Source organism: Anaerovibrio sp. (genome assembly GCF_051866355.1).
In the GTDB taxonomy this organism is placed as follows: domain Bacteria; phylum Bacillota; class Negativicutes; order Selenomonadales; family Selenomonadaceae; genus Anaerovibrio.
Genome location: NZ_JBJDWZ010000107.1, coordinates 1 through 12,378, shown reverse-complemented (window position 1 = coordinate 12,378; position 12,378 = coordinate 1). Strand labels below are relative to the sequence as shown.

The 12,378-nt window shown below is 52.1% G+C and carries 8 protein-coding genes; 2 read left to right on the top strand and 6 right to left on the bottom strand.

The features are described 5' to 3' along the window. Both ACI3UA_RS05760 and ACI3UA_RS05755 read right to left on the bottom strand, forming a co-directional pair. The coding region (locus tag ACI3UA_RS05760) for a Na+/H+ antiporter NhaC family protein (protein WP_439723876.1) at positions 1-1,496 on the bottom strand (1,496 nt) is incomplete at its 3' end. Positions 1,497-1,735: 239 nt separating this feature from the next. Further along, positions 1,736-2,626 (bottom strand): ROK family protein, encoded by an 891-nt coding sequence (locus tag ACI3UA_RS05755; RefSeq protein WP_439723878.1) that lies wholly within the window; start codon positions 2,624-2,626, stop codon positions 1,736-1,738. A gap of 318 nt (positions 2,627-2,944) precedes the next feature. On the opposite strand from ACI3UA_RS05755, the gene ACI3UA_RS05750 reads away from it, so the two are divergent. Then, positions 2,945-4,054 (top strand): GDSL-type esterase/lipase family protein, encoded by a 1,110-nt coding sequence (locus tag ACI3UA_RS05750; RefSeq protein ID WP_439723875.1) that lies wholly within the window; start codon positions 2,945-2,947, stop codon positions 4,052-4,054. 144 nt (positions 4,055-4,198) lie between these two features. Here ACI3UA_RS05750 and ACI3UA_RS05745 read toward each other — a convergent pair whose 3' ends face one another. From ACI3UA_RS05745 to ACI3UA_RS05730, 4 genes are all read right to left on the bottom strand, one after another. After that, a complete protein-coding gene (locus tag ACI3UA_RS05745) occupies positions 4,199-5,545 on the bottom strand; it encodes a glycoside hydrolase family 26 protein (protein WP_439723874.1) in 1,347 nt (448 codons plus the stop codon). A 380-nt stretch (positions 5,546-5,925) separates the two neighbouring features. After that, a complete protein-coding gene (locus tag ACI3UA_RS05740; RefSeq protein ID WP_439723873.1) occupies positions 5,926-6,939 on the bottom strand; it encodes a substrate-binding domain-containing protein in 1,014 nt (337 codons plus the stop codon). Between the two features lie 13 nt (positions 6,940-6,952). Further along, on the bottom strand, positions 6,953-8,641 hold the full coding sequence (locus ACI3UA_RS05735) for a methyl-accepting chemotaxis protein (protein ID WP_439723877.1): 1,689 nt from the start codon (positions 8,639-8,641) through the stop codon (positions 6,953-6,955). Positions 8,642-8,872: 231 nt separating this feature from the next. Continuing rightward, positions 8,873-11,536 (bottom strand): glycosyl hydrolase, encoded by a 2,664-nt coding sequence (locus ACI3UA_RS05730; RefSeq protein WP_439723872.1) that lies wholly within the window; start codon positions 11,534-11,536, stop codon positions 8,873-8,875. Positions 11,537-11,820: 284 nt separating this feature from the next. Between ACI3UA_RS05730 and ACI3UA_RS05725 the strand changes: the two genes are divergently transcribed. Beyond that, on the top strand, positions 11,821-12,378 hold a 558-nt coding region (locus tag ACI3UA_RS05725), incomplete at its 3' end, for an S-layer homology domain-containing protein (protein ID WP_439723871.1).

The following is a 12,378-nucleotide window of genomic DNA, read 5'->3' as shown; positions in this document are numbered from 1 at the left end:
ACATCCACCGGCTTAACCCTGGCGTAAATAACAGCCATGACCCCTGCCAGAATCACTGCGGCCGTCACCAGTCCCAGCCATCCGTTGTTGGTAAAACCGGATACCAAAAATCCTGCAAAGCTGGCGCTTGCCACAATAATCACATAAGGAATCTGCGTGCTTACATGGTCAATATGACTGCACTGCGCCCCGGCCGAAGCCAGAATCGTCGTATCTGAAATCGGCGAAGCATGGTCACCGCCCACAGCGCCGGACAGAATAGCCGCCACTGTAATCACCAGAAGATTTGAATCACCGGTACCGATAACAGCAATAGCAATCGGAATCAGGATACCAAAGGTTCCCCAGGACGTACCGGTAGCAAAAGCCAGAATGATTGCCACAATAAAGAAAATAGCCGGCAGGAACACCAGCACGCTGGCGTTGGCACTGACAAGCTGTCCCACATAACCGCCCAGATTCAGGTACTTGTCACTGCAGATGCCGGACAGCGTCCAGGCAAAGCACAAGATTAAATTTGCCGGTGTCATAGCCTTGAATCCCTGCACAAAGGTTTCACAGAAGGAGCTGAAGCTGATAACCCCCCGCGGCAGATACAAAAATGCCGTAAACACAAAAGCAATAAAGGAGCCAAACACCAAGGATTTGCTGGAATCACAGTTGGCAAAGGCCTCCTGAACCCCTACACCGTCATGGATGCCACCGGTATAGAGCATGCCATATACGCATGCGCCAATCAGCACCAGAAGCGGCAGAACCAGGTCAATAATCCTGCCGTTGCCGCCCGGCTCCACCTCTTCACTGTCCCTGTACTCATCCGGCACAATAAACCTCTCCTGATTTTTCTTCACGTATTTCGCCATGGAAAAAATATCCCTCTGGGAGCATACGATAAAGAGCATAAACGCCATAGTCAGCCAGGCATACAGATTGAAAGGTATCGTCTGCAAAAACAGGCTGAAACCATCAATGGTACTGCCTTCCGGCAGGGATGAGCCCACGGCGGCCGCCCAGCTGGACACAGGTGCCAGAATGCAGATAGGCGCGGCAGTGGCATCAATGATATACGCCAGCTTGGCACGGGAAACCTTGAATTTATCAGTAATCGGCCGCATTACCGTACCCACGGTAAGACAGTTGAAATAATCATCAATAAAGATAACCAGTCCCAGAAGGGCGGTCAGCAGCATGGAACTGCGACGTCCTTTAATCGTCCTGGCCGCCCACTCGCCATAGGCGCGGGTAGCACCGGAGCGGGTAATCGCCGCCACCAGAATCCCCAGAATAACCAGAAACACCAGAATGTTGATATTGCCCCCGACCTTGTTTGCCATAACCTCAAACATGGTCATAATCGCGTTCAACACATTAAACTCGGTATACAGCAATGCACCGGAAAAGATACCGATAAGCAGTGACATGTATACCTCCTTGGTTGCCAGTGCCAGCACAATCGTAATAATCGGCGGCAGTACAGACCAGACACTTTCAGCCATAACACTTTCCCACTTTCCTCTAAAATAAAAAATACAACACTTCAGCACAGTGCGGAAGGCTCCGGACTGCACTGCCAATCACGGCAGCCAGCTCCGCAATATCATAACCTCCATAACACTGCACTAAAGTATTGTATAGCAAAAAAGTATATTTCTCAAGCGTATATGGCAGAAAAGGAAAAATATACAATATAAAAAGAACAATCAAAGGGCAACAGCAAGCCGCCTGCCGCTCTAAATCACTGCTTCTGCTGCAGGAAATGATACACCGCACCTATCAGGTTGGCATCATTGCCAAACTCTGCCCTGGCAACCTGCGGGCGCACCCTGGCAATCTTCACCTTCTCCAGAATCCCGTGCAGATGACGGCTTATATTTTCCACAAAATCCTCGCGCTCACTGATAGCCCCGCCGAACACAAACAGCTCCGGGTCAAGGCTGTACTGGAGATTGTACACCGCCCTTGCCAGCTGGTCATACATTTCCTCGATGGCTTCCACGGCAAGCCTGTCACCATTGGCCTGCAGCTCGAATACCTCCTTGCCGTTGAGGGCGTTCCTGTCCATGCCCTTGGCCACCGCAACACGCTCGGCCAGCGCACGGGTGGACGCAGCCTCGCTGAGAATAGTACCCTTGTCATCCACCACCATAAAGCCGAACTCGCCACCGTGAAGATGACAGCCATGATGCACGCGGCGCCCCTTTACAACAGCACCGCCGACACCGCTGCCGATAACCAGAAAAGCCACATCCTGGCAGTATTTGGCGGCGCCCAGCCACACCTCGCCCAGCGCGGCACAGTTGGCATCGTTCTCCATAGTTACGGGCATTCCCAGCTTTTCAGCCAGAGCCCTCTTGATATTGAAATCGTGAATATACGGCAGGGCACTGGCTCCGCCAATCACACCGGACTCATCATCCACGGCCCCCGGCATGCTGAAAGCCGCTCCCTCCAGCTCATAGGATGCGGCCAGCCCTTCCTTGGCCGCAATCAGCTCACTGTAAAAATTCTCCAGATTGTCAGGCGTCAGTATGCTTCCCTTGCGAAGAATCTTGCCTTCTTCGGTCATCACCGAAAACTTTATGCTGCTGCCGCCTACATCAAACCCCAAAATCGCCACAATATCCATCCTCCTGCTTCTCATGCACAGTAATCTTAATAATTTACTCAATTATAATACATATTGCACACTATGTCAATAAAAGATATATCTTTTATTCTGATTGCTTAACTCTTTTTATTGACAAAAATGACTTTGCGACTATATAATGTTGCCGTGGATAAAATTCCCCAATTTATAAAATCGCGTCCATCCCATTTGCATTTTATATCTGCACTTTACAGCCTGACGTGCATACAGGCGCGACGCGGAATTACGCCAAATCAACGCATAAAGGCAACAAGGAAAACTTCCAAGCAAACTACAAGCAATAAAGGGTGATACAAGATGATACTGAATGCTGTCGACAACTGCCGCACCACTCACATTTCCCCCGGCAGGCTGCACATCCAATATTTTGGCCGCTGGGACAAAACCGATGCCAACAACTACCGTTGTGCCCAGGGCGCTGTCTACATCAAGATGAACTTCACCGGCACCAGCATCAGGATAAAGCTGCTGGACAGGACAAACTACTGGAAGGTAAGCATTGACAACGGCCCCTTCCGCAAGTTCCGTCCTGCCGTCGGCACCACACCGCTGGCTGAAAAGCTCTCCCCCGGCATCCATAAGCTCCTTCTGGTGCGCATGACTGAGGGAATACAGGGCATTTCCTGTTTTCAGGGGTTCATTCTGGATGGCGGTGCCTGCATTGTGCGCCCGGATGCCCTGAAAAAACGCCGCATCGAGTTCATCGGTGACTCCATCACCGCCGGAGCAAAAAACTCACCTGCGCCGGATATTCCCAATCCCGACTACTACGACATCGAGGACAACGACCTGGCCTACGGCCCTCAGCTGGCCCGCATGCTTGAGGCGGACTACAGTGTACTGGGGGTATCCGGCGAGGGCCTCATCCATCACTGGGACGAGATACGCCCCTATAACCGCGTCCATACCGCCGACCGGTATAAATGGACACTCTACTCTGACAGCTTCCGGGGCAACCAGCTCTGGGACGCCGAGCAGTTCCCTGTCGATGCCGTCCTCATCTGTATCGGCACCAACGACTTCATCGACCAGAAGCCGGATTTTGAGGCGGATATATACGCTGATATCGACGGCACCACCCGCATACCAAAGCAGACTGAGTTTATCAAAAGCTACACAGAGCTGTTAAAGACAGTCCGCAATGTCAATCCGGAGGCCGCCATCATCTGCATCGAACCGGTTCCCTCCTGGGTCGGGGCGGATATCCGCTACTGGATATGCCTCAGCATCAACCAGCTGAAGGCACAGGGGGACAAAAATCTCCACTACATTCCGCTGAATGTACCTGAACCGCTCTTAAAGGATGCGGATTATGCCAATGACCTGACCCATCCTACTGCGGAGGGAGCCCAAAAAATCGCCCTCTACCTGAAGGACAGGGTGGCAGATATCATGCAGTGGCAATAAATAAATAAATCGGGACTGTGTGCGGCGATTGCCGATGCACAGTCCCGATTCTTTTATTTTTTATTTATCCCATATACCCTTATGTATCCATCATCCCATTGGCGCGCATCCCGACGGTGCAAAATCTGTTACAGCCGTCACCTGTTATTTGTTCAGGGCGCGCCAGTTAATGCCGTCTGCGAACAGGGTCGCAGGCTCATTGTAGAAATCCACGAACTCATTAATCATCTCATGGCCGCGGGTCTTGCTGACCATATAAGGAGCAAAGAAATTGGCTGTCAGCTTCTCAAAGTTGGACCAGGTCATGTAGTAAGGCACCTTGTGATCTGTAGCAATCTTTGCCACCTTGCTGAACCACTGCTTGTCCACGTTGTCTGTCACAGCCAGGCTGCCACCCCTGCGCACACCGACCTCGGTAATGGTCATCAGCTTGCCATGTTTGGAAGAAACTTTCTCCATCACATCAAGATCGCCGCACAAATCAATATACCACTGGCCGGTCTGGTCATCATCATAGGTATCGACGCCCATGATGTCCACCCACTTGTCGCCCGGATAGCGGTCAAGATAATCAGCCTCGGTCTTGAAATGGCCGTTAGGGGAATATACATACAGGAAGTTGTGTACCCCCTTGGTATCACGGAGATACTTTACCGTGTACTCCCAAAGCTGCTGGAAGTCCTTCTCGGAGCTATGCTCCTTGCCCCACCAGAACCAGTAGCCGTTGTGCTCGTGCAGAGGGCGGAACAGAATCGGCACGCCATCCTCAGCCATGCGATTGCCATACTCGGCAACCCTGTCCAGATAGCCGGTGTAGCTGCTGTTCAAATCGCCGCCCGGCAGGATGCGGTGTACCACATTGCCCTCGGAAATATGTGTAGTATAGTTTATGTAGTGGTCGCGGTTGTCAGGCAGGGAGCCGGTCACTTCCGCCCGCCTTTCCACCAGATCAAAGTTCGGCATGTGCATGGACAGGGTGAGGATGGCCCCTTCACTGGCAGCTTTTTTAGTAATCTCCACCATCTTGTCCACATAGGTCTTGCCCATGTTCCACTCACAGTCATCCAGACGCTGTTCATCACCTACAAAGGAAAGAGCATCAAAGCCCACGATGCCCGACAGGGAGCCTGTCACGTCCTTGGTATCGGACTCGGAGCCGCCTGCAGGACGGAACATCTTGTGATGGGCGTCATTCTCATGGCCGTATATCACCTTGCCAGCCTTTGGTACAGCAGACAGGTAGCGGTACAGGGCTACCGTCTCGGCAGTGGCCTTCTTATCCACCAGCTTCACATCAGCCTTTGGCACAGCCAGCTTCTCCAGCTCCTCCGGGCTCACAGCCTCACTCTTTGCCCTGGCATTGTCAGCCGTTGCCGTCAGCTCCACATAGGCCGCATCATCCGCGTCGGTAACCGGGTCAGCCAGAGCCGCAGAACTGGATGCCATCAATGCACAGGCTATTGCCATACTCAAAAACTTCTTTTTGTTCATAAAATAAAACCCCTTTATCAAAAAATCCCCTTAAATAACAGCCGGAAACGAAAGCATACCCACCATTTTCTTTCGTTCCTGCTCATTTCGTTTTTCATTATATAGTATTTTATATTACCTGTCAATAGAAAAGATATAACTTTATATATTATTATATACATCTTTTCATCCAATTCTTTGCCTGCATAAAAAACCGGCCGCACAGGCCGCACACCACAGCAGCAAGGGCAAGCACCATCCATGGCGAAATATGCCTGATGGTACTGCCTGTTGCTGCTGATAACAGCCCGGCACAGCCGGTCACCTGATATTTATTCTATTGGCTTACAATCCCTGCCGATTCATCTCTCCATGTTTCATAACGTCCCCTGTCATGACTGTCACTTGGCGTCAGCCAGATTCTCCCTGTCAATAATCCGCGGTATGCAGAGGTAGGCAGGTACGGTAATCACGCCGTTATTGTAGGTCTTGACATCATTTACATCCGGCTGTGAACCATCCACCACAGCCTTAATCATGCGGATGCATTTCTGGTTCAGCACCGCGCTGTCCTTTTTCAAGGAAAAGCCCATCTTGCCCTGCTGAATGTATTCCAGCGCCTTGGCATCCGCATCCTGTCCGGAAATCAGCGGCCAGCTGCCCTGATAAGCCCCCATGCCGTCAATAACGCCATAGGCGATGCTGTCACAGGCGGCCACGATAATGTCAAGGTTCTGTCCCTGATAATACTGGCTGATTACCTTCTCGGCCCGTGCCTTAGCTTCCTTGCTGTCCCAGTTCCTGGTGGCAGTGGAATTGTAATCGCTCTGGCCGGACGGCACACGCAGCTGGCCATTGTCCAGATACGGCTTCAGCTGGTCATAGGCTCCCTGATACATCAGCTTGGCGTTGCTGTCCGTATCACTGCCGGAGAAGAACTCGATGTTGTACGGCCCGGCACCGGTCTGAAGGTTCATTTTTTTGACGATGTACTTGCCCATAGCCTCACCAACGCCATAATTATCAAAAGTTACAAAGTAATTGATGGCATCCGTATCCGCCGTCAGGCTGTCATAGTCAATAATCGGAATGCTGTTTTCCTTAGCCTCTGCCAGCGCCTTGGTAAAGTTCTTGCTCTCACCACCGGCCAGCACGATGCAGTCAGGCTTGGAATCCACTGCCTGCTGCAGGCAGGTGGTCTGGGACTCATCCGTGTCAAACACATACAAATCCACCTTCATTCCATCCCTTTCCAAGGCCTCCTTCATCATCTGGGCGCCCTGCGTCCAGCGGTTCGGCTCGTGGGAGAACACCATGGCAATATGCTTCTGGCCCTTGTCATTGCCACAGCCGGCGGCAAACAATGCCCCCAGGCAAAGCAGGGCAAGAGCTATAAATAACGTAATCTTCTTCATCTTCCTGCCCTCCTTAAATCCTGAACTTGGCCGCTTCATCCTGCAAGGTCTGCGACAGCTCGGACAGCTTGTGGCTTGCCGAAGCCACCTCATCCATGGAGGCCGACTGTTCCTCGGTAGCCGCCGAAACAGACTCCGTCTCCGAAGCAACCTCCGTGCTGGCGGTGTGAATATTCTCCATAACGCCTACCAGCTTTTCTGCCTTGCCTGCCGACAGCCTTGCTCCCTGCAGTATGCCCTCGGCCTGCTCCGCCAGATCCTCCACCGCTTCCGTAATGGTCTTGAAAGCCTCTCCGGCATCGGCGATTACCGCCCTGCCGCTCTCCACCTTCTGGGTGCCATGCTCCATGCGCTCAACAGCCTGCTGGGTTTCCTTCTGAATGGAGCTTATCAGGGTAGCAATCTGCTGGGCCGCCTTGTCGGACTCCTCTGCCAGCTTTCTGACCTCCTCGGCAACTACAGCAAAGCCACGGCCTGCATCACCGGCACGGGCGGCCTCAATGGCCGCATTGAGGGCCAGCAGGTTGGTCTGCCCGGCAATATTGGAGATAGTATCGGAAATCTGGCCGATTTCCGTGGAACGCTCTGCCAGCAGCTTGATAACCTCTGCAGACTTTGTAACAGAATCAGCAATCTCCGCCATCTGCTCCACAGCCCCCACAACGGAGGTGCGTCCCTGCTGGGCGATGCTGTCCACATGCTTGGCGGCCTCGCTGGAGGTTTCCGCCTTCTTTTCAAAGCCGTGCAGCTCATCAGCCATGGCATGAATCTCCGCCATGGAGGTGCCTACGCTCTCTCCCTGCAGGGAAGCGGAGCCAGCCACCTTGCTGATGGAAATAGCTACCTGCTGTGTGGCCTGGGCTGACTGGCTGGCATTCTCCGTCAGCTGACCGGCAAAGGAAGCCACCTGCTCAGCCGTTTCCTGAATGCTCTTAATCAGCTTGTGCAGATTTTCCACCGTATCCTTGTAAGCGCCGGTCAGGATGCCAAACTCATCCTGGGTTCTGACCTCCACAGGCACGGTGAGGTTGCCCTTGGCCACCTCCTTGGAAATCCCCATCAGATACGATACGGAATTGTTGATGGACTTGCCCAGCGCACCGGCCATGAAGCCGGACAGCACCAGCACTACCAGCGTGGACACAATCAGCGTCACCTTGGCCTGCTCATAGCGGGCCGCCGCGTCATTAACCTCCTGCTGGATAAAATCCTTGTGCCCGTCAACTACAAGACCCAGCTCCCAGTTCACCTCATTGTAGGCGTTCTCCGTCTTGGCAATATGCAACAGCGCCTCCTGGGCCTTACCGGCACCTACCAGCTGTTCCAGATTGGCATCGCTCTTGCGGTACGCCTCCCACTTTTGACGCATCTGCCTGAAGGCATCCCCTTTTTCGCCCTCCATACTTCCTTCGATGCCGTCAAAAGCAATATCCAGCTGATTGCCCAGATTACGCATTTCCTGCGCCGCATACACCTGACCGGACAGGGTCGGCGCGGAGGCCATGGCATACTCGCACTGCCTGTACACGGACAGGGAGCTGCTGGCCTGGGACAAGGAAAGCACGCTGTTCATGTGCTCCGTGGCAATCCTCATCGCCCCATTGTTAATCTGGTAAAGATTATACCCGGAATATACACTTACACAGGCGAATATTCCAATAAGCACACCAAATACTGCATACAGTTTTTGGCGTATTGTCATTTGGTCCATCTTAATTCCCCCTTGTTTTAGTATCTATCTCCTAGAAAAAATTATATAATACTTGCAAAATTTGTGCAATATATGCGTTCAACAAAACGTGTTCAATAGGTCATTTTTGCATATTCATAATACATTTTTCGTATAAAGTTAAAAAATCCCCCGCCAAAAAGGATGCCGCACTGCCGGAATCAAACAGCAGCTACAGCATCCCCTTGTACTCATTATATAAATTTACTGCTTTACAGCCCTGACATCGTCGAAGTACATCACGGAATTGACAGCTTCGTCACCGATGGTATTGCAGTAGATGGCAAAATGCTTCACGCTGGCAGGATCAAAGGTGCCGCCGTTCTTACCCTTAAAGTCTGCAAATGGCAGTGTAACCACCTGTGCCTCCGTGGACTTTGCCAGCTGGCTCAAATCCACCTCAAAATCCTCGCCGTTGCTGTTCAGCTGGATAATCAGCTTCTGCCCCATGCCGTCAGGCTTGACCCAGAGCTGAACTGCACTGCAGCTGCTCCAGTCAGCCCCTTTCAGGCTCTTGACAATACCTGCATAGCCGCCCTTGTTAATGCTGTAGCGGAAAGCCAGCCCGGCCTCGCCGCCATTTTTCACGTTGGAAAGCTGTGGCGTCACGGTACAGCCGGAGCCGGTATTGGCATTGTAGGTGCCGCCCAGCAGGCCATTATCGCCATAATAGCTGTCAAAATCATCCACCAGCAACGGATTCGGCGCTGGTGCAGGCATGTTCAGCAGTACCGGCACGCTGTCAGACACCTCGCCAGCCACAACCACCTCAAGGCTGGCCACCTGTGCTCCCAGCTTTTCGATGTCCGCCCTGCTGAGAACAGCCCTGGCCAGGCCATTCTCCTGCCGGGCCGGAAGCTCGGCCAAAACGTCGCCCTGACTGCCTGCCAGCACAAATTTTACGGCACCGGCCTCGCCGCCCAGCCTGGCCTCAATCTGCAAATCATCCAGCACACGCGCATAGGAGCCAGGCGCCAGCAGATAGCCATAGCCTGCCTTTGCGGCACCGGCCGTCACCTCAAGCTGCCTGTAGTCAGCAGAATCCTTCATAAACACGGATTCAGGCCTGTTATAGAAATCAATAAAGCCATTGACCAGCTCATGGCCTCGCTTCTTTGTCACCATGTACGGCTGGTCAAAATTCGTTTCATCAAAGTTTGACCAGGTCATGAAGTAGGCCATATCCTGCGGAGAAATACGCTCCAAAGCCTCATTAAACCAGTCAGGGCGCGTGTTGCCCTTTACCACCAGTGCGCTGTTGCCATAGAGCATACCCACCTCGGTAACGGCAGGAACCTTGTGATGCTTTTCAGCAAAATCACCTACCACGCCCATAGTCTGGGCAAAGCCGTCCATCCAGGCATCCTCTGCCGCCGGATTTCTGTGGTACATATCAAAGCCTGCCACATCAATAAAGGCATCACCCGGATAGCGTGACAGATAATCAGCCTCATCCACCAGCGGGCCGCCCGGAGAATAAGCATAGAGCAGGTTGTGCAGTCCCTTGACATCACGAAGATATTCTACCGTATAGCGGAACACGTTCCTATACTCGCTCGGCGTACAGCTGGAAGCACCCCACCAGAACCAGGAGCCGTTGTTTTCATGGAACGGACGGAAAATCAGCGGTACATCGGCCGCCTGCAGCTTGCTGTCAAACTCTGCCACCATATCAAGATATGCCCTGTACACATCATTCAGGTCACCACCCGGCAGAATCCTCTGCATTACATTTCCCTCAAGATTGTTCGGGGAATAGCCATCAAAATCATACCTGCCATTCACCAGCGGGCGCTTCTTTACCTCGGCAAAATTCGGCATGTGGCAGGACATGGTGAGGATTGCCCCCTTCTTAGCCGCCGGAATGTAGATATCCGCCAGCTTCCGGGCAAGGGTCATCCCCCTTGCCTTCTCATCATCCGTCAATGACAGCTCGTTGCCGGTCAGGGCAAGGGAATCCATGCCCAGCACAGCCGCATGGTCTCCTGTCATATCCTCCGTATCGGATGCTCCCGGCAGGCTCTTCCCTACCTTCTTATGAAGCTCGTTCTGATGGCCGTAGAGAACCTTGTCACTCTGGGCAATTCCCTTGAGATAGGCAAAGAGCTGTGCCGCTTCCGGAGTTGCCTGAGCATCAACCAGCCCGGCCCCGGACGGTATCTGCAACTGGCTGAGCTGAACCCTGTCCTGCTTTTTCACAGCCGTCCGCACATCCACGTAGCCGTCAGGCAGCTTCTCCCCGGTCAGCTGCAGTCCATTGATGTAAAAATCCCCTTTGTAATCCGTGTTGCATCCCACAAGGCTAAGGCAGAAATAGGCTGTCTTTGCCTCCACCGGCTTGAAGTTCACCTGCACAGGCACGCACTTCATGCCGTTTCCTGCATCCTTTCCCTTGCTCAAGTCCACATCAGGGCACAGGTTGATAACCTCCTGCTCATCAGTAGACTTTACATACAGCTTCAGCTTGAAGCTGCCCTGGGTCATATTGTCAGGCTTATAGTAAAGGTTGAAGGAAAGTGTATTGTAGCCGCTCAAATCCAGCTGGCAGGCCGCCGCTCCTGCATTCTCCAGCTTCAGCTCGCTCCAGCCGTCATTGACGTTACCGGTAAAATCCGCACCGATGCGGATAGAACCGCCAAAGGCACTGTCGGCCGCCATCTCCGGCTCACCGTTGTACGCCCAGACACCGCCGAACTTCCAGCCTGCCATGTCCTTGCCTGCATGCCACTGCACAGCCGCCGGTGCGGCAGCCTCTGCCATGCTGACAATCCCCATTGGCGGCACATCCTGGGTAAAGGCAGGTACAGCCGTCAAAATTCCAGCAGATAACGTCAAAGGAATAATTTTCTTCAGCCAATTTTTTCTCATTAAGTAATTCTCCCCTCTTATTTTCAGAATAGATTGGTATTTCCTCTTGTTTTACCCTCTTTTCGCATTTATTATACTATTTCTATCTTTATTGTGTCAATAAAAGTTATATCTTTTATTTTTAAAGAATTTTACCTTTATCTGTATATTAAATTCTTTTTATAAAAAATCTCATCTCTTTTAGTTGACAATGTATTAAGGCATATGTTATATTATAGCTGTCGATGAAATGATATGACATTTAAATTATACGTCATGTTTTATTGAGAAAAGGGGTTATTTAAATGAAAACTAACAAAAAACTTATGCTGGGTGTTGTATCTGCACTGATGATTGGGGCCACTACTTCAGCATACGCCGCTCAGTCCGCCGAGGTACTCTACTCTGATGTACCTGCTGACCATTGGGCTGTACAGGCTATCACCGAGCTGAACAAAGAAGGCATTGTTACCGGCTTCGGCGATGGAACCTTCCGCGGCGACCGCGCCGTTACCCGTTATGAGATGGCACAGCTCATTGCCAGCGCCCGCTCCCATGAGAAGATAGCCAACAACGAGCAGAAGGCCATGATTGAAAAGCTGACCGCTGAATTCTCCGAGGATTTGGACTCCATCGGCATCCGCGTAACAAGGCTTGAGGAAAAGTCTGATAATGTGAAGGTAAGCGGTTGTTTTGCACAGAAAGCAATGAAGGGCATCACTGACAGCAATACCTGGTGGGAAAAAGAGCTGTTCCTGAATGTTGACGGCCAGATGACCAACGGCTGGAAGGCTCATGCAGGCTTAGACTGGAAATGGGGAACTGACAAAAAAGGATGGAATGGTGAAGAATCCTTCGCAGAT